The 20,191-nt window shown below is 74.7% G+C and carries 18 protein-coding genes and 1 pseudogene; 11 read left to right on the plus strand and 8 right to left on the minus strand.

Annotated elements, in window-relative coordinates:
• Positions 1 to 273: 273 nt before the first annotated feature.
• Entirely contained in the window at positions 274 to 1,200 is a 927-nt protein-coding gene (locus ABT085_RS05850; protein WP_351602552.1) for a cyclase family protein, read from the minus strand.
• Positions 1,201 to 1,284: 84 nt separating this feature from the next.
• Here ABT085_RS05850 and ABT085_RS05855 point away from each other — a divergent pair, with 84 nt between their 5' ends.
• The 4 genes and pseudogenes from ABT085_RS05855 to ABT085_RS05870 all read left to right on the plus strand — a co-directional run.
• Positions 1,285 to 2,196, plus strand: coding sequence for an SDR family NAD(P)-dependent oxidoreductase (locus ABT085_RS05855; RefSeq protein ID WP_351602554.1), 912 nt, complete (start codon positions 1,285 to 1,287; stop codon positions 2,194 to 2,196).
• 37 nt (positions 2,197 to 2,233) lie between these two features.
• Complete coding sequence (locus ABT085_RS05860; protein ID WP_351602556.1) at positions 2,234 to 3,388, plus strand: acyl-CoA dehydrogenase family protein; 1,155 nt, start codon at positions 2,234 to 2,236, stop codon at positions 3,386 to 3,388.
• A complete protein-coding gene (locus ABT085_RS05865; RefSeq protein ID WP_351602558.1) occupies positions 3,388 to 4,437 on the plus strand; it encodes a Zn-dependent alcohol dehydrogenase in 1,050 nt (349 codons plus the stop codon). The genes ABT085_RS05860 and ABT085_RS05865 overlap by 1 nt, the downstream gene beginning before the upstream one ends.
• Before the next feature lie 74 nt (positions 4,438 to 4,511).
• Positions 4,512 to 5,715: pseudogene (locus ABT085_RS05870) on the plus strand (MFS transporter); the annotation flags it as partial.
• On the opposite strand, the gene ABT085_RS05875 reads toward ABT085_RS05870, so the two are convergent.
• The gene (locus ABT085_RS05875; protein WP_351602560.1) at positions 5,709 to 6,779 is read right to left on the minus strand and encodes a GlxA family transcriptional regulator; all 1,071 of its coding nucleotides are present in this window, start codon (positions 6,777 to 6,779) and stop codon (positions 5,709 to 5,711) included. The pseudogene ABT085_RS05870 and the gene ABT085_RS05875 overlap by 7 nt on opposite strands.
• A gap of 71 nt (positions 6,780 to 6,850) precedes the next feature.
• On the opposite strand from ABT085_RS05875, the gene ABT085_RS05880 reads away from it, so the two are divergent.
• Entirely contained in the window at positions 6,851 to 8,164 is a 1,314-nt protein-coding gene (locus ABT085_RS05880) for an MFS transporter (RefSeq protein ID WP_351602562.1), read from the plus strand.
• A gap of 6 nt (positions 8,165 to 8,170) precedes the next feature.
• On the opposite strand, the gene ABT085_RS05885 is transcribed toward ABT085_RS05880, so the two are convergent.
• Complete coding sequence (locus ABT085_RS05885) at positions 8,171 to 8,800, minus strand: flavin reductase family protein (protein WP_351602564.1); 630 nt, start codon at positions 8,798 to 8,800, stop codon at positions 8,171 to 8,173.
• A 104-nt stretch (positions 8,801 to 8,904) separates the two neighbouring features.
• On the opposite strand from ABT085_RS05885, the gene ABT085_RS05890 reads away from it, so the two are divergent.
• Positions 8,905 to 9,813, plus strand: coding sequence for a hypothetical protein (locus tag ABT085_RS05890; RefSeq protein ID WP_351602566.1), 909 nt, complete (start codon positions 8,905 to 8,907; stop codon positions 9,811 to 9,813).
• A gap of 126 nt (positions 9,814 to 9,939) precedes the next feature.
• On the opposite strand, the gene ABT085_RS05895 is transcribed toward ABT085_RS05890, so the two are convergent.
• The 3 genes from ABT085_RS05895 to ABT085_RS05905 all read right to left on the minus strand — a co-directional run bounded on the left by ABT085_RS05895 (position 9,940) and on the right by ABT085_RS05905 (position 14,369).
• The gene (locus tag ABT085_RS05895; protein ID WP_351602568.1) at positions 9,940 to 10,746 is read right to left on the minus strand and encodes an enoyl-CoA hydratase/isomerase family protein; all 807 of its coding nucleotides are present in this window, start codon (positions 10,744 to 10,746) and stop codon (positions 9,940 to 9,942) included.
• A gap of 1 nt (position 10,747) precedes the next feature.
• Positions 10,748 to 12,973 carry an acetate--CoA ligase family protein gene (locus ABT085_RS05900; protein WP_351602570.1) on the minus strand — a complete coding sequence of 742 codons (2,226 nt, stop codon included), beginning with the start codon at positions 12,971 to 12,973 and terminating at the stop codon, positions 10,748 to 10,750.
• A 157-nt stretch (positions 12,974 to 13,130) separates the two neighbouring features.
• Entirely contained in the window at positions 13,131 to 14,369 is a 1,239-nt protein-coding gene (locus ABT085_RS05905; RefSeq protein WP_351602572.1) for a flavin-containing monooxygenase, read from the minus strand.
• A gap of 396 nt (positions 14,370 to 14,765) precedes the next feature.
• Between ABT085_RS05905 and ABT085_RS05910 the strand changes: the two genes are divergently transcribed.
• The 3 genes from ABT085_RS05910 (at position 14,766) to ABT085_RS05920 (ending at position 16,291) form a co-directional block, all read left to right on the plus strand.
• On the plus strand, positions 14,766 to 15,218 hold the full coding sequence (locus ABT085_RS05910) for a DoxX family protein (RefSeq protein WP_351602574.1): 453 nt from the start codon (positions 14,766 to 14,768) through the stop codon (positions 15,216 to 15,218).
• Positions 15,215 to 15,616 (plus strand): Zn-ribbon domain-containing OB-fold protein, encoded by a 402-nt coding sequence (locus tag ABT085_RS05915; protein ID WP_351602576.1) that lies wholly within the window; start codon positions 15,215 to 15,217, stop codon positions 15,614 to 15,616. The genes ABT085_RS05910 and ABT085_RS05915 overlap by 4 nt, the downstream gene beginning before the upstream one ends.
• Positions 15,617 to 15,688: 72 nt before the next feature.
• The gene (locus ABT085_RS05920; RefSeq protein WP_351602578.1) at positions 15,689 to 16,291 is read left to right on the plus strand and encodes a GNAT family N-acetyltransferase; all 603 of its coding nucleotides are present in this window, start codon (positions 15,689 to 15,691) and stop codon (positions 16,289 to 16,291) included.
• A gap of 96 nt (positions 16,292 to 16,387) precedes the next feature.
• On the opposite strand, the gene ABT085_RS05925 is transcribed toward ABT085_RS05920, so the two are convergent.
• Positions 16,388 to 17,077: a pyridoxine/pyridoxamine 5'-phosphate oxidase gene (locus ABT085_RS05925; protein WP_351602580.1), complete on the minus strand. Its 690-nt coding sequence runs from the start codon at positions 17,075 to 17,077 to the stop codon at positions 16,388 to 16,390.
• Positions 17,078 to 17,196: 119 nt separating this feature from the next.
• Positions 17,197 to 18,372: a thiolase C-terminal domain-containing protein gene (locus ABT085_RS05930; protein ID WP_351602582.1), complete on the minus strand. Its 1,176-nt coding sequence runs from the start codon at positions 18,370 to 18,372 to the stop codon at positions 17,197 to 17,199.
• 115 nt (positions 18,373 to 18,487) lie between these two features.
• Between ABT085_RS05930 and ABT085_RS05935 the strand changes: the two genes are divergently transcribed.
• A complete protein-coding gene (locus ABT085_RS05935; RefSeq protein ID WP_351602590.1) occupies positions 18,488 to 19,696 on the plus strand; it encodes an acyl-CoA dehydrogenase family protein in 1,209 nt (402 codons plus the stop codon).
• Positions 19,693 to 20,169 (plus strand): nitroreductase family deazaflavin-dependent oxidoreductase, encoded by a 477-nt coding sequence (locus tag ABT085_RS05940; protein WP_351602584.1) that lies wholly within the window; start codon positions 19,693 to 19,695, stop codon positions 20,167 to 20,169. Before ABT085_RS05935 ends, ABT085_RS05940 begins: the two co-directional genes overlap by 4 nt.
• The last annotated feature ends 22 nt before the right edge of the window (positions 20,170 to 20,191 follow it).

Consider the following 20,191-nt stretch of genomic DNA (forward strand, 5'->3'; position numbering starts at 1 on the left):
GTGGCAGCGACTTGCCGAGGGGGACGGCGAGGGCCCCGGTGACGGGGGCCCTCGGCGCGTGCGGGTCGTGAGTTCGGCGCCGTTCTTCTCAGGGCAGAGGGACCGGGGCGGGTGCGCCGAGGTCGGATGGCGGCGCGCGGTGCCGTGCTCGGGGCGGGCAGCGGCGCGCCGCCAGCCGAACCCGTCCGACGGGACCGGCCCATGGGCGGCCGGAGTCGCCGTATCGCCTGCCGGACAGTGCCTGTCGGACAGTGCCCGGCGGTCCGCGCCCGGTCAGAGGATCGCGACCGGAGCCACCGGTGTCCCTGTCGCGCCGGCGAACGGCTCGGGCATCGCCGAGAGCAGAAACGCGTAACGCCCTTCTTGTCCACAGGCTGTGGACAACTTTTCGAGATCCCAGTTCTGGCCCTGGAGCATGCCCATCTCCACCAGGTGGAGCGCGTGCACGGGCAGCCACAGGTCGTCGATCTCGGGCGGGAACACCTCGAAGGTGAGAGTGTCGTTCGCGACGGCGGCGACGTCGCGCGCGTGGAACCACTCCGGTGTGCGCACCGAAAGGCCCGGCGACGGATGGGCGTACCCGTGCCGGTCGCCCGCGAGGCAGGACCGGATCTGCCCGGTCCGCACCAGCACGATGTCCCCCGCGCGCACCCGGGTGCCCGCCAGTTCCTCGGCCGCCTCCAGGTCCTCCGGGGTGACGGCGTGTCCGCCGGCCAGCCGTTCGACCCCCCGCGCGCGTGCCACGTCGAGCAGCACCCCGCGCGAGACGATGTGCTCCGCCTTGTCGATGCCGGCGAACCCGGCGCCGCCGTGCGCGGTGATCGTGCCGGCCGGGCGGCCGTTGTAGAGCCGGCCCGAGTGGGAGACGTGCGGCAGCGCGTCCCAGTGGGTGGCGGCCTGGAGCCCCATCGTCACGGCGTCGTCGCTGCACGCCACCGTTCCCGGCCCGAAGATCTCCTGGTTGATCTGCACCATGACGTGCAGCGGGTCGACCCGCCCCGGGATCATCCCGGTCTGCACGCCGTCCTGACGCAGGGGCAGGGCGAGGGGGACGCGCCGCCCGGTGCGCACGCACCCGGCCGCCTCCCGGACGACCTCGTCGGTGATCAGGTTGAGGGTGCCGCGCTCGTCGTCGGTCCCCCAACGGCCCCAGTTGTTGACGCGCTTGGCGATCTCGTGGAACTCGTCCGGCAGTGACATGGGTGCTCCCCGGGGCTTGTCTCCAGGCATCCGACCGGTCATAAAATCTAACGGTCCGTCAGATAACGCGGGAAGGGGCCGGGCGTGGGGAACTTCGTGGCAGGCAAGGTCGTCGCGGTGACGGGCGCCGGGCGCGGCATCGGCCGGGCGGTGGCGCTGGCGGCGGCGGCCGAGGGCGCCCGGGTCGTCGTCAACGACTTCGGTGTCGGCGTGGACGGCGCCGCGCCGAGCAGCGAGGTCGCCGAGGCCGTCGTCAAGGAGATCGAGGCCGCGGGCGGGACGGCGGTCGCGGTGGCCGACGACATCTCCACCATGGCGGGCGGACAGCGGGTGGTCGACACGGCCGTGTCGGCGTACGGGCGGCTGGACGGAGTCGTCTGCGTGGCCGGGATCCTGCGCGAGCGGATGCTGTTCAACATGTCCGAGCAGGAGTGGGATCCGGTCGTCGCCACCCATCTCAAGGGCACGTTCACCGTGTTCCGGGCGGCCTCCGCCGTGATGCGCGCGCAGCGCCGCGGCACCCTGATCGGCTTCACCAGCGGCAACCACCAGGGCTCCGTCTCGCAGGCCAACTACAGCGCCGCCAAGGGCGGGATCATCTCGCTGGTGCGCAGCGCCGCGCTGGGGCTGCACAAGTACGGGGTGAGCGCCAACGCGGTGGCCCCGGTGGCCCGTACGCGGATGTCGGCGAACGTGCCCATGGAGCTCACCGAGATCGGCGAACCGGAGGACGTGGCCGCGCTCGTGGTCTATCTGCTGTCCGACCGGGCCAGGGAACAGCGCATCACCGGCCAGGTGTACACGATCGCCGGCCCCAAGATCGCGGTGTGGGCGCAGCCGAGGGAACTGCGGGCCGCCTACGCCGACGGCGCCTGGACCCCGCAGCGGATCGCCGACTTCCTGCCGGGGACGGTGGGGAAGGATCCGATGCCGCTGCTGGAGCGGGTCGAGGCGATGGAGCGGGCGGCGCGGGACGGAGCCCGGCCGAACGCCTGAGCAGGACCGCTGCCGCGCTCTTTCCGAGGAGGTCACCGTGGAGTTCGGGTTCACACCGCAGGACGAGGAGTTCCGCGCCGAGGCACGCTCGTGGCTCGCCGCGCACGCGGGCGACGCCCGGGACCGCCGCGGCTGGGAACGCACCCTCGGCAAGGCGGGCTGGATCGGCCTGGGCTGGCCCGAGGGCGGCTACGGCAACCGCACCGCCACCCTCACCCAGCAGGTCGCCTGGGCCGAGGAGTACGCCCGCTCGGCCGCGCCCCCGCGTTCCGGGCACATCGGCGAGAACCTCCTCGCCCCCACCCTCCTCGCCCACGGCACCGACGGCCAGAAGGCCCGCTTCCTGCCCCCCGTCGCCGCGGGCGACGAACTGTGGTGCCAGGGCTACAGCGAACCCGGCGCGGGCTCCGACCTGGCGGGCGTACGAACCACCGCCGCCCGGGAGCCGTCCGGCACCCACTACCGGATCACCGGACAGAAGATCTGGACCTCCCTCGCGCACGAGGCGGACTGGTGCTTCGTGCTGGCCCGCACCGAGCCCGGCTCGCACCGCCACCACGGCCTGAGCTTCCTGCTCGTGCCGATGGACCAGCCGGGCCGCGTCGAGGTCCGCCCGATCCGGCAGCTGACCGGCACGAGCGAGTTCAACGAGGTGTTCTTCGACGGGGCACGCGCGCGCGTGGAGCACGTCGTCGGCGGCGAGGGCGGCGGCTGGCGGGTCGCGATGAGCCTGCTCGGCTTCGAACGGGGCGTCTCGACCCTCGCCCAGCAGATCGGGTTCGCCGCGGAGCTGGAGCGCGTGGTGCGCACGGCCGTGGAGACGGGCACGGCGGACGATCCCGTCGTACGGGAACTGCTGGTGCGCCAGTGGGCCGAGTTGCGCACGATGCGCTGGAACGCGCTGCGCACCCTCGGCCGTACCGGCGACGCTGGGGCGCCCAGCGTGGCGAAGCTGCTGTGGGCGGGCTGGCACCAGCGGCTCGGGGAGCTGGCCATGCTGGCGCGCGGCACGGCGGCGGCCGTAGGACCGGTGGACTGGTCGCCCACGGCGCCGTACGAACTCGACGCGCTCCAGCACCTGTTCCTGTTCTCCCGGGCCGACACCATCTACGGCGGCTCGGACCAGATCCAGCGCACGATCATCGCCGAGCGCGTGCTCGGCCTGCCCAGGGAGCCCAAGGGAGCCGCGTGATGCGAGGCGTGATCTACGACGGGAAGCAGGTCCGGGTCGCGGACGACCTGGAGGTACGCGATCCCGGACCCGGAGAGGTGCTGGTCGCGGTCTCCGCCGCGGGCCTGTGCCACAGCGACCTGTCCGTGCTGGACGGGACCATCCCCTTCCCCGTGCCCGTGGTGCTGGGGCACGAGGGCGCGGGCGTGGTCGAGGCGGTGGGCGCGGGTGTCGGCCATGTGGTGCCCGGGGACCATGTGGCCCTGTCGACGCTCGCGAACTGCGGGACGTGCGCGGACTGCGACCGGGGCCGGCCGACGATGTGCCGGCAGGCCATCGGCCGTCCCGGTCGGCCGTTCTCCCGGGACGGCCGTCCGGTGTACCAGTTCGCCGCCAACTCGGCCTTCGCCGAGCGGACGGTGGTTAAGGCGGTGCAGGCGGTGCGCATCCCGAAGGACATACCGATGCCGTCCGCCGCGCTGATCGGGTGCGGGGTGCTGACCGGGCTGGGCGCCGTGCTCAACCGCGCGCGCGTGGACCGCGGGGACAGCGTGCTCGTGATCGGCACCGGCGGGATCGGCCTCAACGTCCTCCAGGGCGCGCGGATCGCGGGCGCCCTGCGGATCGTGGCCGTGGACGCCAACCCCGAGAAGGAGGAGCTGGCCCGTCGGTTCGGGGCGACGGACTTCCTCACCTCCACCGAGGGGGTGAAGGACGTCCTGCCGACCGGCGCGGACCACGCCTTCGAGTGCGTCGGCCGGGTGGAGCTGATCCGCGCGGCGATCGACCTGCTGGACCGGCACGGCCAGGCCGTCCTGCTCGGGGTGCCCCCGGCGGCGGCCGAGGCGTCCTTCAAGGTCTCCTCCCTCTTCCTGGACAAGGCGGTCCTCGGCTGCCGTTACGGCTCCTCCCGCCCGCAGCGCGACATCGCGCTGTACGCCGAGCTGTACCGGCAGGGCCGGCTGCTGCTCGACGAACTGGTGACGGGCACCTACCCGGTCGAGGACTTCGAGAAGGCGCGGGCCGACGCGGAGGCGGGGCGGGTGGCGCGCGGAGTGCTCACCTTCTGACGGTGGCCGGAAGCCGTCCGCGGGCGGGAAAAAAATCCCGGGGCGTCGTCGGCCCCGGCCCGTACCGTCGGCGCATGACCTATCGCGACATCGCCTCCAGGCAGGTCCTGGCCTGGGCCGGAACCGCCGTCGGCGCCCGGATGCCGGTGGCCATGGCCCCGCTGGCCCTGGTCTTCCTGGCGCGTGAGCGGCCCGGCGGCTACTCGCTGGGCGCGGTCCTCGCGGCGGCGTACGTCATCGGCGAGATCGCCGGCGCCCCGGTGCTCGGGACGCGGCTGCGGCCGGAGCGCACCCGCGCCCAGCTGTCCGCCGGGCTCGCCGTCGGAGCCGCCGGGTTCCTGGGGCTCGGGATGTTCCCGGCCGCCCCGGCCGCCGTCCTGGCCGGGTTCGCGTGCGTCGCCGGTGCCGCCCCGGCGGCCGTCACCGGGGGTCTGCGCACCCTGCTCACCGAGTTGGTCCCGGAGCGGGCGGCGGCCCAGGCGCTGTCCGTGGAGTCGATGCTGTCGTCCGGGGTGTGGGCGGTCTCCCCGGCCGTGGTCGCGGGCCTCGCCCTCGGGGTCGCGCCGCGGGTGCCGCTGCTGCTGGCGGCGGCCCTGATGGCGTCGTCGGTGGCCGGCCTGCGGCTGTTCCCGGCCGGCTGGGGCGCGGGCGGCGAAGGGGGTTCGGACGACGGGCGGGGAACGGGCGAAGGCGACGGGGCCGGGGCGGCGCGGCGGCGGCCGCTGGTCGACGCCTGGCCGGTGTATGTCACGGGCGCGGCCAGTCTGGCCCTGCTCGGCCTCGGCGAACTCGTCCTGCCCGCGCTGCTGGAACAGCGCGGCGTCGACGTCGGCTGGTCCGGCCCGCTGCTGGCCGGGATGTCGGTGGGCGCCGGGCTGGGCGCGTTCGCCTACGGCCTGCGGAACTGGCCGGGACGGCTGCGTACGCGCAGTGCGGTGCTGATGGCGGGGACCTCGGTGTGCATCACGCTCGCCGCGCTGCTCCCGCACCCGGCGGGCATCGCGGTCGCGCTGGCCGCGGGCGGCACCCTCCAGTCCGGGGCGATGCTCACCCGCAACCTCTCCCTGCGCGAGGCCCTCCCGCCGGGCGACCTGGCCGCGGGTTACTCGGTGATGTACGCGGCCGCGGGCGCGGGGTACGCGGCCACCGGCTCGCTGGCCGGCGCCCTGCTCCGGTTCGTGGCGCCGTCGACGGCGATCCTGGCCGGGGTGGCGCCGACCCTCGTGCTGACGGCGCTCGGCTGGTGGGGCGAGGCCCGGCGCGAGGGCCGCTCAGCGCGCGACGCCCAGACCGGCCTCGCTGCCCGCACCGGCGGGGCTCCCGTCGTCGCCCTCGGGCCGGACGCCGTCGCGGCCGCTGCCGACCCGGAACGTCCGCCGGTACGCGGTGGGGGTGACCCCGAGCGCCGTCTGTAGGTGCTGGCGCATCGACTGGGCGGTGCCGAAGCCCGCGTCCCGGGCCACCTGGTCGACCGACAGATCGGTGGACTCCAGCAGGTGCCGGGCCCGCTCCACCCGCTGCCGGGTCAGCCACTGCCCGGGACTGACGCCGACCTCCTCGCGGAAGCGGCGGGTGAAGGTGCGTACCGACAGGGACTCCTGGGCGGCCAGGTCGCGCAGCTGGAGCGGCTCGTGGAGACGGCCGAGGGCCCAGGCACGGGCGGCGGTCGTGCCGGACACCTGCGGGTCGGGCACGGGCCGGTGGATGTACTGGGCCTGCCCGCCGTCCCGGTGCGGCGGTACGACCGTCCGGCGGGCCACCTCGTTGGCGACCGCGGTGCCGTGGTCGCGGCGGACCATGTGCAGGCACAGATCGATGCCGGCCGCGACCCCCGCCGAGGTCAGCACGTCGCCGTCGTCGACGAACAGGACGTCCGCGTCGACCTTGATCCGGGGGAAGAGCCGCGCGAAGTGCGCGGCGTCGGCCCAGTGCGTGGTCGCCGGACGGCCGTCGAGCCGGCCGGCGGCGGCGAGCACGTAGCCGCCGGTGCAGATGGAGGCGAGCCGGGTGCCGGGCCGGATGTACGCGAGCGCGGCGGCCAGTTCGTCGGTCAGCACGCCCTGCTCGTAGACCGGTCCCAGTTCGTACGACGCCGGGACGACGACCGTGTCGGCGGTGGCCAGGGCCTCCGGTCCGTGGGCGATCTGGACGGCGAAGTCGGCGTCGGTCTCGACCGGGCCCGGCGGCCGGACGGAGCAGGTGACGACCTCGTACAGATGGCGCCCCTCGGCGTCCTTGGGACGCCCGAAGATGCGGTGCGGGATGCCCAGTTCGAAGGGGAGCAGCCCGTCGAGGGCGAGGACGACGACACGGTGGGGGCGGAACGCACGCTCACGGGTCATGGCCCGATCCTAGCGAATGCTGTCCTTCGGGCCACTCGTTTGTCATGGTCGCGCACTGGATGCTCTACGACGTGACCCAGACATCAGAAGCCGCAGCCACCGTGGCGGACGCCCCGTCCGCACGCCGCTCCCGCGTCCACCGCGCGTGGTTCGTCGCCGCCGTCACCTTCGTCACGATCATCGGTGCGGCGGCCTTCCGCTCGCTGCCCGGCCTGCTCATCGACCCGCTGCACCAGGAGTTCGGCTGGTCGCGCGGCACGGTCGGCGCCGCCGTCTCCGTCAACCTCGCGCTGTACGGCCTCACCGCGCCCTTCGCCGCCGCGCTGATGGACCGCTTCGGCATCCGGCGGGTGGTCGCGGTCGCGCTGACCGTGATCGCGGTCGGCTCCGGCCTGACGGTGTGGATGACGGCGGCCTGGCAGCTGATGCTGTGCTGGGGCCTGCTGGTGGGCCTCGGCTCGGGCTCGATGGCCCTTGCGTTCGCGGCGACGGTGACCAACCGCTGGTTCACCGCTCGCAAGGGCCTGGTGACCGGCATCCTCACCGCCGCCTCGGCCTCCGGCCAGCTGATCTTCCTGCCTCTGCTGTCCTGGATCGTCGAGGAGCACGACTGGCGTCCGGCCGCCGTCACGGTGGCCCTGGCGGCCCTGGCGGTCGTGCCCTTCGTCTGGCTGCTGCTGCGGGACCACCCGGCGGACGTGGGGCAGAAGCCGTACGGGTCCGAGGAGTTCGTGCCGAAGCCCGAGCCCGTCCCCGGCGCCGCCCGCCGCGCCGTGACCGTCCTGTTCGCGGCGGTGCGCACCGGCCCCTTCTGGCTGCTGGCGGGCACCTTCGCGATCTGCGGCGCCTCGACCAACGGCCTGGTGCAGACCCACTTCGTGCCCGCCGCGCACGACCACGGCATGCCCATCACGGCGGCCGCCTCGCTGCTGGCGGTGATCGGCGTCTTCGACGTGGTCGGCACGGTGGCCTCGGGCTGGTTCACCGACCGCTTCGAGCCGCGCCGCCTGCTGGCCGTGTACTACGCGCTGCGGGGCGTCTCGCTGCTGTTCCTGCCGATGCTGCTGGCGCCCTCCGTGCACCCGCCGATGATCTTCTTCATCGTCTTCTACGGCCTCGACTGGGTCGCCACCGTGCCGCCCACCCTGGCCCTGTGCCGGGAGCAGTACGGCGACGACAGCGCCATCGTCTTCGGCTGGGTGCTCGCCTCCCACCAGGTGGGGGCCGCGCTCGTCGCCTTCCTCGGCGGTGTCGCCCGGGACGCCTTCGGCTCGTACGACGTGGTCTGGTACGCCTCGGGCGCGCTGTGCGCGGCGGCGGCGCTGATGGCCCTGGTGATCAGGCGGCGTCCGGCGACCATGCCGGCGCTGCCGGCGATGGCCTGAGAGCTGTCAGCCGGCCGGTCCGAGCCGGGCGAAGCGCCCTCGGTGGAAGAGGAGCGGACCGCCGCCCTCGCCGGGGGCCTCGCCGGTGCCGAGGGCGTCCACCCGTCCGACCACGATGAGGTGGTCGCCGCCGGTGTGCACGGCGTGCACGGTGCAGTCGATCCAGGCGTGCGCCCCGGCCAGGCGCGGTGCGCCGGAGACCGGGGCCGGTTCGTGCGCGACCCCCGCGAACTTGTCCGCGCCGCTCACCGCGAACGCGCGGCACAGCCCGCCCTGGGACTCGTCCAGGACGTTGACGCAGAAGACCCCGGCGCGGGCGATGCGCGGCCAGGTCGTCGACGCGCGGCCGACCATGAAGGCGACCAGCGGCGGGTCGAGGGAGAGCGAGGAGAAGGACTGGCAGGCGAAACCGGCGGGGGAGCCGGAGCCGTCGGCGGCGGGCGCGGTGATCACGGTCACGCCGGTCGCGAAGTTCGCCAGCACCCGCCGGAACTCGGCGCTGTCGACCGGCGCCCGCTCGTCCTCGCCGACGCACCGCAGCTCCGGCCGCGGCAGCGCCTCCACGGAGGTGGGCGGCGGCGCCTCGGCCGACCTGAGCCAACGGACGGCGGCTGCCGCCATCCCTGCGTGTCCCATCACATCCACCATTGAAGCTGACGATGCGTCAGATGGAAAGGGGTGTGCCGGACGCCGGGGCGGGGACCGTAGGCTGCCGCCACGGGGCAGGGCGGGGTGGGAACATGTGGTCCAAAGCGGATCAGGGCTGGGCGGACGGAGACACCGCCGCGGCCGCCGCGGCCGGAGCGGCGCAGCTTTCGGCGGCCTTCGTCGTCTGGCTGGTCCATCTGGCGACTCTCGACGACCACGGTGCCGGATACGGCGGCGCCTTCGGCCTGGCCTGTCTGCTCCTGTTCGCGCCCCTGTGGCTACCGGTGGTGGGACTGCTGCACACGTACGTGCAGACCAGGCCCGCCGCCGCCCTGGCGGACCTCGTCCCGTGCGGCGGCCGCCGGTCGCGGTGGCTCCGGCATCTGCTGTGCGCGGCCCTGCTCGGTGTCCTGTGGGCCGCGGCGGCCGCCCTGCTGTGGGACTGGCCGTTCGGTGCCACGGCCCTGGTGTCGGCCGGCCTCGGCGTCCTGCCCGTGCTCGCGGTCGCCCATGCCCGCCGGCGCGCCCGGACCGGGGCGCGGGCGTGGGGAACCTGGGATCTGTGGTGGCGTGCCGGGGCGGCCTCCGTCGCCCTGTTCGTCCTGGCCGTGGCGGGCGGTGCGGGGGCCACCGGCACGGGGCTGGTCCGGACGTACGAGCCCCCGAGCCTGTCCGCCGACCGGCTCGCCGGTGTCTGGCGCGGCGAGGACGGGGCTGTGCTGCGGCTGCGGCCGGACGGCCGGGCCGGGTTGAGCCGGGTGCCGGCCCAGCCGGTGTTCGGCACGGCCGACGACTTCACCGTGTGCGACGGGACCGGTACCTGGGCCTTCGAGACGGACCGGGAGGAGGACGGGCGGGACGCCGTCGTCGTACGGCTCGGCGGCGGCTGTGGGCAGGAGACGTCCTGGACGGTCGGCGGGACGGCCCGGTCCCCCGAACTGTTCGTGCTCCTCGGGGACCCGGACGCGGGGGAACTGCGGATTCTGAAGCGGTCTTCCTGAGACGGATGCCCGAGGCGGTCTCCCCGGGGCGGACAGCACTGAAGCGGTCTACCCGGGGTGGGCCGCGCGGAGCGCCTCCTTCCGGCGCAGGGCTCCCGGCGAGGGCCGTCCGGGGGTGTCCCGGTGTCAGCGGCCCCGGAACCCGGGTGCGCGACGCTCCACGAAGCTCGCCACTCCCTCCCGGGCGTCCGCCGTGGTCATGTTGATCTCCTGTGCGGCGGCCTCCGCGGCGAAGGCGGCGGCGCGGTCGGCGTCGAGCGAGGCGTTGACGAGCTGTTTGGTCAGGGCGAGGGCGCGGGTCGGACCGGCGGCGAGCCGGTCCGCCCAGGCGCGGGCCGTCGCGGCCAGCTCCTCGTCCGGGACGACCCGGTTGACCAGACCGAGGCGTTCGGCGTCCGGCGCGGTGAGGGCGTCGCCGAAGAACATCAGCTCCTTGGCGCGCTGGGGTCCGACCAGCCGGGGGAGCAGATAGGCGCCGCCGCCGTCGGGGACCAGGCCGCGTCGTACGAACACCTCGATGAACCGGGCGGACTCCGCGGCGAGCACGAGATCGCAGGCGAGGGCGAGGTGGGCGCCGAGACCGGCCGCCGTGCCGTTCACGGCGGCGAGCACCGGCTTCTCGCAGTCGAGGACGGCGGCGATCAGCCGCTGGGCGCCCAGCCGGAGCGTACGGGCGACATCGCCCGCGACCCGCTCCCCGGCCGGCGGACCGCCCCGCAGGTCCGCGCCCGCGCAGAAGCCGCGGCCGGTGCCGGTGACGACGACGGCGCGCACCGCCGGGTCCGCGGAGGCGTCACCCAGCAGCCGGATGATGCGTTCCCGCTGATCAGGGGTGAGCGCGTTGAGGGCTTCGGGCCGGTTGAGGGTGATGCGGCAGACCTGGTCCTCGACGTCGTGCAGGACCCGGGACCCGGCGGATTCGGGGGTGCTCATCTCAGCGACACACCGCCAGGGCGTCCAGGGCCACGGCGCCCTGCCCCTGGGGCAGCACCAGCAGCGGGTTGATGTCGAGCTCGGCGAGTTCGCCGCCGAGCTCCAGGGCCATGCGCTGCACCCGCAGCACGACCTCGACCAGGGCGTCGACATCGGCGGGCGGGCGGCCGCGGACCCCGTCGAGGAGGGCCCGGCCGCGCAGTTCGGTGAGCATGGTCCTGGCCTGGTCCTCGCCGAAGGGCGGCACCCGCACGGCCGTGTCCCGCAGGACCTCCACGAGCACCCCGCCGAGCCCCACGGTCACGGTCGGCCCGAACAGGTCGTCATGGGTGACGCCGACGACCATCTCCACGCCCCGCTCCACCATCTGGCACACCAGCACGCCGTCCAGCGGCACGTCCTCGTAGCGGGCGATCTCCGTCAGCTCGCGGTAGGCGTCACGGACCTGGCTGGCCGAGGTCAGACCGATCTTCACCAGCCCCAGTTCGGTCTTGTGGGCGATCCGCGCGCCGGACGCCTTCATCACCACCGGGTAGCCGACCAGCCCGGCCGCGCGCACGGCCGCCGCCGCGCTGGTCACCAGCTGTTCCCGGGGCACCCGGATGCCGTAGGCGCGCAGCAGCTGCTTCGCCGCGTGCTCGCTGAGCTGCTCGCCCGGCCGCATCAGGGCGCGCGCCTTGCGGAAGGAGGGGGAGGTGGTGCGCGGCGCCTCGTCGAAGGGGGAGCGGTAGGCGCGTACGAAACGGTGGTGGTCGAGGTGGGCGCGCACGGCCGCCAGGCAGTTGCCGACGGTGCGGAAGGTGGCCACCCGCGAGGAGCCGAGCAGCACCTCGCGATAGGCCGGTTCGGTGCCGACCGGCGACCCCCACACCACGCACACCAGCTTGTCCGACTGCTCGGCCGCGTCCACCAGGTCCTGGACCAGCCGGTCGCTCAGCGGCGGGAAGGGGCCGGTGACCGGGCAGATCAGGACGCCGACCGACGGATCGTCGAGGATCGCGTCGATGATCTTCCGGCCGCGTTCGTCGCCGACCGGATGCCCGCCGTTGTCGACCGGGTTGGCCACGCTCAGGTACTCGGGTATCCACTGGTGCAGCTCGGCCTGCTTGGCCTCGGACAGCACCGGCAGCCGCAGGCCGGCCCGGGTCGCCAGGTCGGCGACGTGCGCGCCCGTGCCGCCCGAGATGGAGCAGACGACGACCCCGTCCGCGAGCGGGGCGCGGGCCCGTGCCAGCAGTGCGGCGGTGTCCTGGAGCTCGTCGAGACCGTCGACCCGGATCACTCCGAACTGCCGCATCGCCGCGTCCACCACCGCGTCCGAGCCGGTCAGTTTGCCGGTGTGGGAGGCGGCGGTGCGGGCACCGGTCTCCGTGCGGCCCACCTTGACCGCGACGACCGGCACCCCGCGCCGGGCGGCCCGGTCGGCGGCGAGCAGGAAGGACCGGCCGTCCTTCAGACCCTCCACGTAGCAGGCGATGGCACCGACCTCCGGCCGCTCGGCGAAGTACGAGATGAAGTCGGCGCTCTCCAGGTCGGCCTCGTTGCCGGTGGGCGCCCAGTGGGAGAGGCGGATGCCGAGCTCCTGGAGGGCGAAGACGGGGCGGCCCTGGTGGCCGGACTGGGTGATGAGGGCGATCGCCGGTCCGTCGAGGTCGTCCCGGATGCGCTCGAAGGCGTTGAGGTTGGTGTTGGGCCCGAGCAGCCGCACCCCGGACCGGGCGGCGGCGTCCGCGAGCCGGGTCTGCGCGGCCGCGCCCGATGCCCCGGTCTCCGCGAACCCCGAGGCGAAGGCCACCGCGAACCGCACCTTGGCCTCGGCGAGTTCCTCGACCACCGGGAGCGGATCGGCGACCAGGAGCACGGCGAGGTCGACCTGTTCGGGCAGGTCGGCGACGGACGGCAGGCAGGGGATGCCGAAGACCGACGCGCGGGTGGGGTGGACGGGGTGCAGTCGCGCGCCCACCCGTTCCGCCCAGGCGATCAGCTGCCTGGTGATGCCGGTGTTGGGCCGGCCGTCGGCGTCCGAGGCGCCGACCACGGCGACGGACTCGGGCCGGAAGAGGCGGTCCAGGTCGGGGACGGCCGCGTGCAGCGGACGTCCGCTGACGTCGAGGTCGTCCACGTCGGCCGGGCGGCCGTGGACGGCCGGCGCCGGGGGTTCACCGCACGCGATGACGCGGGCCCGGCGGGAGTCGGTGGTGAGGGTGCCGTGGGTTGATCCAAGCATCGGTCCGCCCGCTCCTGTGTGACAGCCAAATAACTGACGCTCTGTCAGATTACTGAATTGACGAACCGTCAGGAATGGTTGTGCACACAAAGAACGAGCGGCCGCCCGCCGCGGGGCCGGGGCCGGACGGCGGGCGGGGGCGTGCCTCGGTACCGGGTCAGCCCGGGAGGCGGGACACCTGGCCCGGTCCGGCGTCCGCCGCGACGGCCTTGGCGATCTTCTCCGCGTCGATCGCCAGCTCGCGGAACATGCCGCTGATCGGGTTGGTGAAGCCGGTGAAGTACAGGCCGGGGGCGTTGCGCGGGGTGCGGGCGCCGTGCACGACCGGGCGGCCCCGGGCGTCGAGCACGTCGAGGTGGCCGACCAGGTCCTCCAGGGCGCGCAGGTAGCCGGTGGCGGCGACGACGGCGTCCGGCGACAGCCGGCTGCCGTCGGCGAGGACGACCTCGTCGTCCTCCAGGCCGTCGACGGCGGCCACGATCTCGACCTTCCCCTTGCGCACGGCGTCGACGAGGCCGACGTCCTGGACCGGGATCGACCCCGCGGTGACGCGGCTGTAGAGGCCGGTGTCCGGGCGGGGCAGGCCGTGGGCCGAGAGGTCCGGCACGCTGAGCCTGCCCACCGGCCCGGCCAGCCGGTCGACGAGCCCGACCGGCAGCCGCCGGACCAGTACACCGGTGTACTGGGCAGCCCAGCCGGCCGTCGAGCGGCGCAGGATGTGCGGGGCCGTGCGGACGGACAGCCGTACCCGCTTGGCGCCGCCCTCGACCAGGTCCACGGCGATCTCGGCGCCGGTGTTGCCGATCCCGACGACGAGCACGTCCCGGCCAGCGTAGGGCTCGGCGTTGCGGTACGCCCCGGCGTGCAGCAGTTCGCCGGTGTAGGACTCGCGGCCCGTCCAGTCGGGGATGTGGGGCGTGTGGTTGAAGCCGGTGGCCACGACGACCGCGGCGCCGGTCAGTTCACGGCCGCCGGTGGCGTGCAGCAGCCAGGCCGTGCCGTCGGGCGAGCGCTCGACGCGGGAGACCTCGACTCCGGTGACGATCTCCAGCTCGTGGTGTTCGGCGTACTTCTCCAGGTAGCGCACCACGTTGTCACGGGACACCCAGCGGCCGAAGCGGCGCGGGATGGGCAGCCCCGGCAGGGCGGAAAGGCGCCGGGTGGTGTGCAGGTGGAGCCGGTCGTAATGGCGTCGCCAGGACGCGCCGACCTGGTCGGACTTCTCCAGGACGACGGCGCGGACGCCCCGGGCGCGCAGCGCGTACGCGACGGCGAGCCCGCCGGGGCCGGCGCCGATGACGTACACGGGCCGGTCCGCGGCAACGGTCGCGGCGGCCGCGGCGGAGGGGACGGGCGCGGGCGGGGTGGAGTCGGAGGAGGGGGTGGAGTCTGGCATGAGCGCGAGCGTAATCACGCACAGGATTGATGGGTCTCGGTCAAGACCGGAATTGGTTGCGGATTGATCACGCCTGAGGGACGGATGGGTGGGACGTGTGACGTAGACCGCTCGATTGTGTATGCGCGGTGGGGTGTCGGAGGTGCGAGGTGGGCGGCGCCCGATCGGACGGACGGGAAGACCGGACGCCGCGCCCTTGCGGACGCGGTCGGGTACCGACGACCGACGGAATCGTCGGCCATGCCGCCGGATCCGGCGCGGACGCACGGCTTCGGTGCGGGCGGGGCGCCCGGAAAGCCGCGGGCCGCGGGCATCTTGCGAAAGTGCCGCCCGTCCGCTGAACTGACGTACCGTCAGATGTGATGGGCGGGTCGGCGGGAGAGTGGGTCCGGGGACATGGACACGATCTGGCTCGGCGGGGCGGAATGGCTGGCGGTGCTGCGTATCGGGCTCGGCCTGTGGTGGCTGGAGAGCTGGCGGCACAAGGACCGGAAGGACTGGTTCGAGCACGGCACCGGCATCGCGTGGGCGGCGGACGTCGCGGCGAGACACCGCTGGGGTGCGGTCCGCTCCGGCTTCGAGACCGTGGTCGCGGCCAGGCCGCGCACGATGGCGTACGTCGTCGTCTACGCGGAACTCGCCCTCGGACTGGGTCTGATCACGGGCTTCCTGACCCCGGTCGCCCTGGTCGGCGGACTGGTGCTCAACGCCCTCTACTTCGTCCTGATGATCCACGACTGGGCCGAGCAGGGGCAGAACTCGATGATGGGGCTCATCTCGGTGGTCGCCCTGTTCGGGATGTCGTGGCAGACCTGGTCGCTGGACGACGCGCTCGGCTGGTTCCGGTGAGCGGCGGCCCGCGCCACGACCTCCCCGAACCGGACGGCTTCACCCGCGTCTACTGGGACGCGGCGGCGTGCGGGCGCCTGCTGATCCGCCGCTGCGGGGCGTGCGGGCGGGCGCACCACTATCCCCGCGAGTTCTGCCCGCACTGCTGGAGCGAGGACGTGACCTGGCAGGAGGCGAGCGGCCGGGCCACGCTCTACACCTGGTCCGTCGTCCACCGCAACGATCTGCCACCCTTCGGGCAGCGCACCCCCTACGTCGCCGCCGTCGTCGACCTCGCCGAGGGGCCGCGGATGATGACCGAGGTGGTGGAGTGCGGGCCGGACGGACTGCGGGCGGGGGCGGCGCTGGAGGTCGCCTTCCGCGACGGCGTGCCGGTGTTCCGGCCGGAACGGCCCTGATCTTCGAGGGCCGGGCGCCGACGGGGGCGTGAAGAGGCTGCCGATCCCCGGTTCACCGGTTTCAATGGCCCGATGGCCCACACGAGCGACAGACCTCCCGGCTCCGCCTTCCCCGAGCTGCACGGCCACGGGCTGCGGCTGAGCCACTGGCGCGCGGACCGCGACGCCGACGCCGAGACCTGGCTGCGCGGGCTTTCCGACCGGGAGTTCCGGCGCTGGAACACCCCGCTCAGGCCCGTCGTGGACCTCGACAGCGCCCGTGCCTCGCTGCGGGCCAAGCAGGACGGCGCGGCCGACGGCACCAGCGCCTCGTTCCGGGTCACGGACGCGGCGGACGGTACGACGCTGGGGCACATCGGCGTCAACGCGATCGACCCGGTCTTCCGCTCCGGCCGGGTCGGCTACTGGGTGCTGCCCGAGGCCCGCGGCCGGGGCGTCGCCACCCGCGCGCTGGCCCTGGCCGCCCGCTGGGCCCACGGCGACCTCGGCCTGCACCGGCTGGAACTCGACCACGCCCTCGACCACGACGCCTCCTGCCGGGTCGCCGAGCGCTGCGGCTTCCGGTACGAGGGCACCCTGCGCGGCGCCATGTTCGAGGCGGGCCGCCACGACGCGTTCCGCGACAGCCATCTGCACGCCCGGCTGGCCACGGACCCGGAGCCGCGGCTGTCCTGACCGGCGCGCGGGGCGCGGGATGTGGTGGCGCGAGGGTGCCGGGGTGCGCGTGGGCCCGGAGCTCTCAGGGACGTACGGCGCCGGGGTGCGGCGGCCTCAGGGCCACAGCAGCTCCCTGACCCAGCCCGCGCCCGTGTCCGTACCCGCGTCGGCGCTCTCCCGCCGGTACCGCAGCCGCACATGGCGGCGTTGTCCGTCGCCCTGGAAGAACTCCACCTCCGTCGGGCGGAGCCGGTAGAGCGTCCAGCTCCCGACCTCGGCCTGCGGCTCCCGCCGGGCCAGCTCCCAGGCGTCCTCGGAGGCCCGCCGCAGCTCCTCCACCGAGCCGAGGACGTCGCTCTGCCGGCCGGTCAGCGCCGCGGCCAGCGCCCCGGTGGAACGGGCGTGCAGGTCGGCCCGCGCCTCCCCGGGCGGGGCGACGGCGACCGGGCCGCGTACCCGCACCTGGCGGCCCTGGGCGGGCCAGTAGAAGCCGAGGGCGGCGTACGGGCGGGTGGCGAGCTGGCGGCCCTTGCGGCTGCTCGCGTGGGTCGCGAAGGCCCAGCCGTCCGCGTCGGCGCCGTGCAGCATCACGGTCCGCACGTCCGGCAGGCCCTCATCGTCCGAGGTCGCCAGCGACATGGTGTGCGGCTCGGTCTGCCCGGCCGCGGCCACCTCGGCGAACCAGGCCGTGAACAGCACGAGGGGGTCGCCGGGCGCGGCCTCCGGGTCGAAGGGCGGCAGCTCGGTCGCCTCCGGGGCCCACACCCGCAGCGACCTGAGCAGCTCGTGAAGATCCGTTGCCATGCCCCGAGTATCACGCAGCCGTCCCGCGCGGCCGCCCGCCACCACGTCGGCGGCCCGGCCAGGCGTCGCCGCCCGGCCCGGCATCGCTGTCCGGCCTGCCACCATCGCGGCCGCCCGGCTCAGTCCCGCCCCAGCACCACCGTCCCCGAGGAGCAGAACCAGCCCCCGGTGCCGGAGGCGACCGCCAGCCGGGGCAGCTCCCCGCCCGGTCGCCGCACCTGCCGGGCCCCGGCCTCGCCCCGCAGCTGCCGTACGGCCTCCACCAGCAGGAACAGCCCGCGCATACCGGGATGCTGGGCCGAGAGACCGCCTCCGTCCGTGTTCACGGGCAGTTCCCCGCCGGCCACCATCAGCCGCCCCTTCTCCACGAACGCCCCGCCCTCGCCCTTCGCGCAGAAGCCGAGGTCCTCCAGGGTCACCAGCGTCATGTAGGTGAAGGCGTCGTAGATCTCGGCGAAGTCCATCTCACCGGGCCCGACCCCCGCCCGCTCGAAGGCGAGCCGTCCGCTCACCGCGGCCGGGGACACCGTGAAGTCGGGCCACTGCGACATGGCGGCGTGGGAGACGTGCTCCCCGGTGCCCAGGACCCACACCGGGGCCGTGCGGCAGTCCCGTACGTACTCCTCGGCGGCGAGCAGCACCGCCGCCCCGCCGTCGGAGCGCAGACAGCAGTGCAGCTTGGTGAAGGGATCGGCGATCATCGGGCCGGACAGGACGTCGTCGACCGTGATCGGGTCGCGGAACATGGCCTCCGGGTTCAGTGCGGCGTTCGCCCGCGCCTGGACCGCGACCTGCGCCAACTGCTCGATGGTCGTGCCGTGTTCGAGCATGTGGCGGCGGGCGGCCATGGCGTACTTGGCGATCAGGGTGTGGCCGTAGGGCGTCTCGAACTGGAGCGGGCCGCGGGCGCCGAAGGAGAGGTCGCCGGTGCGGCGGCCGGCCCTGATGTCCGCGCGGGCGGTCGAGCCGTAGACGAGCAGGACGGCGTTGGCGTGGCCCGCGGCGATCGCGTCCGCCGCGTGGGCCGCCATGACCTCCCAGGTGGAGCCGCCCACGGCGGTGGAGTCGACCCAGGTGGGGCGCAGTCCCAGGTATTCGGCGACCTCCACGGGTGCGAGGACGCCGGTGCCCGCCGAGGCGAAGCCGTCGACGAGCGAGCGGTCCAGTCCGGCGTCGGCGAGGGCGCGGCGGGCCGCCTGGGCGTGCAGGGTGTACGCGGTCGCGTCGTCCACGCGGCCGCAGCGGGAGAGCGCCGCGCCGACGACGGCGGCCCTTCGGGTACCTGGCAGCGACATGGATCTGACGGTATATCAGATCCGGTCGGGGCGGCAGGCGTCGAGGCCCTGTGCATCCGAGGGCGGCAGCCTTAGCATGACGAGCCGTCAGATCGGGAGAGAGTGGGTGGTCCCCATGGACGCCGGCTTCAGCGCAGAACAGGACGACATCCGCCGCACCCTCCGTGAACTGCTGCGCAAGCGCTGCGGGCCGGCGGAGGTGCGGGCCGCCGCCGACACCCCCGCCGGTCACGACCCCGGCCTCTGGGAGGCCCTGGCCGCCCGGCTAGGCCTGCCCGGTCTCGCCCTGCCGGAGCGCTACGGCGGCGCCGGCTGCCCGGTCACCGATCTCGCGCTCGCCTGCGAGGAGGCGGGGCGTTTCCTGGCCCCCACCCCGCTGCTGGCCACCGCCGCCCTCGCCGCCCCGCTCCTGCTCGCCCTCGGCACCGAGGAGCAGCGCGCCGGGCTGCTGCCCCGGATCGCCGCCGGCGAGCTGACCGCCGCCCTCGCCGTGCCGGGCGCCGCGCTCGCCACCGCGCTCGCCCTGACCGGCCCGAACGGTGGAGACTGGGCGGGCGGCGGCCGGGCCGGCGGGATGCAGGCCCGGCGCGTGGACGGCCGGTGGCGGCTGTACGGGGAGGCGGAGCAGGTCCTCGACGGGCACAGCGCCGGGCTCCTCGTTGTCGCCGCGCACACCGGCGGCTTCGCCCGCTCGCGCACGCTGCTGTTCCTCGTGTCCGGCGACGCGGCCGGGCTGGTGCGGGTGCGGCAGACCGCGCTGGACGCCACCAGGCCGCAGGGACGCCTTCAACTGCGTGATGTCGAAGCCGAGTTGCTGGGGGAGGAGCGGGAGCGGCCGGAGCCGGGGGAGCGGGGCGGGGTCCCGGCGGTGCTCGCCGCCGTCGGTGACACCGCCGCGGCCGTCCTGGCCTGCGAGGCCGTCGGGGCCGCCGACCGGGTGCTGGAGCGGACCGTGGAGCACGTCGGGCGCCGGGAGCAGTTCGGGCGGGCGATCGGCTCCTTCCAGGCGGTCAAGCACCGGCTGGCCGACGTGTACGTCCAGGTGCAGGCGGCGCGCTCGGCCGCGTACTACGCCGCGTGGGCGACCGCGCGGGACGAGCGGGTCGGCGGCCTCGCCCTCGCGCAGGGCCTCCAGGCGCTGCGGACCGCCGCCGCCGAGGCCGTGCAGCTGCACGGCGGCATCGGCTTCACCTGGGAGCACGAGGCCCAGCTGTACTTCAAGCGGGCCACGGGCGACGAGCTGCTGTTCGGCCCGGTGCACCGGCTGCGCGCGCACGCGGCCCGGGCCGCACGGCTCTTCGAGCGGCAGGAGGTGACGGTGTGACCGCCCTCGGTGTGCGTCTGGTGCGGCGGGTGTCCGCCACCCGGGGCTTCGCGAAGGTCGCCCCGCACGTCATCCCCGCCCTGGACCGCGCGGTGCACCGGCTGACCCGGGGAAAGGTGCTGCTCAGCGCCCAGATGCTGCCGGGTCTCGTGCTGACCTCGACCGGGGCGCGCAGCGGGCTGCCCCGGCACACCCCGCTGGCGTGCGTGCCGCAGGAGGACGGCCGCGGCTGGTTTCTGGTCGGCTCCAACTTCGGCCGCAGCGGCCACCCCGCCTGGACCCACAACCTGCTCGCGCATCCGGAGGCGTCGGTCAGCCTCAGGGGCGAGGACATCGCGGTCACGGCGCGGCTGCTGGCGGGGGAGGAGCGGGCCGCGGCCTGGGCGGCGGCGCTGGCGCTCTGGCCGCCGTACGCGGCGTACCAGGCGCGGGTGGAGCGGGAGATACGGCTCTTCAGGATCGTGCGCCGGTAGCGCGGCAGGCGGCGGCCCACCC

Origin of the sequence: Streptomyces sp. NPDC002265 (genome assembly GCF_040296125.1) — a bacterium.
Classification (GTDB): Bacteria; Actinomycetota; Actinomycetes; order Streptomycetales; family Streptomycetaceae; genus Streptomyces.

Excerpts from the sequence above, each read along its gene's own strand:
- ABT085_RS05850 (WP_351602552.1), bottom strand. The coding sequence starts at position 1,200 with ATGTCACTGCCGGACGAGTTCCACGAGATCGCCAAGCGCGTCAACAAC.
- ABT085_RS05865 (WP_351602558.1), top strand. The coding sequence starts at position 3,388 with ATGCGAGGCGTGATCTACGACGGGAAGCAGGTCCGGGTCGCGGACGAC.
- ABT085_RS05875 (WP_351602560.1), bottom strand. The coding sequence starts at position 6,779 with ATGACCCGTGAGCGTGCGTTCCGCCCCCACCGTGTCGTCGTCCTCGCC.
- ABT085_RS05885 (WP_351602564.1), bottom strand. The coding sequence starts at position 8,800 with ATGGGACACGCAGGGATGGCGGCAGCCGCCGTCCGTTGGCTCAGGTCG.
- ABT085_RS05890 (WP_351602566.1), top strand. The coding sequence starts at position 8,905 with ATGTGGTCCAAAGCGGATCAGGGCTGGGCGGACGGAGACACCGCCGCG.
- ABT085_RS05895 (WP_351602568.1), bottom strand. The coding sequence starts at position 10,746 with ATGAGCACCCCCGAATCCGCCGGGTCCCGGGTCCTGCACGACGTCGAG.
- ABT085_RS05900 (WP_351602570.1), bottom strand. The coding sequence starts at position 12,973 with ATGCTTGGATCAACCCACGGCACCCTCACCACCGACTCCCGCCGGGCC.
- ABT085_RS05905 (WP_351602572.1), bottom strand. The coding sequence starts at position 14,369 with ATGCCAGACTCCACCCCCTCCTCCGACTCCACCCCGCCCGCGCCCGTC.
- ABT085_RS05910 (WP_351602574.1), top strand. The coding sequence starts at position 14,766 with ATGGACACGATCTGGCTCGGCGGGGCGGAATGGCTGGCGGTGCTGCGT.
- ABT085_RS05920 (WP_351602578.1), top strand. The coding sequence starts at position 15,689 with ATGGCCCACACGAGCGACAGACCTCCCGGCTCCGCCTTCCCCGAGCTG.
- ABT085_RS05925 (WP_351602580.1), bottom strand. The coding sequence starts at position 17,077 with ATGGCAACGGATCTTCACGAGCTGCTCAGGTCGCTGCGGGTGTGGGCC.
- ABT085_RS05930 (WP_351602582.1), bottom strand. The coding sequence starts at position 18,372 with ATGTCGCTGCCAGGTACCCGAAGGGCCGCCGTCGTCGGCGCGGCGCTC.
- ABT085_RS05935 (WP_351602590.1), top strand. The coding sequence starts at position 18,488 with ATGGACGCCGGCTTCAGCGCAGAACAGGACGACATCCGCCGCACCCTC.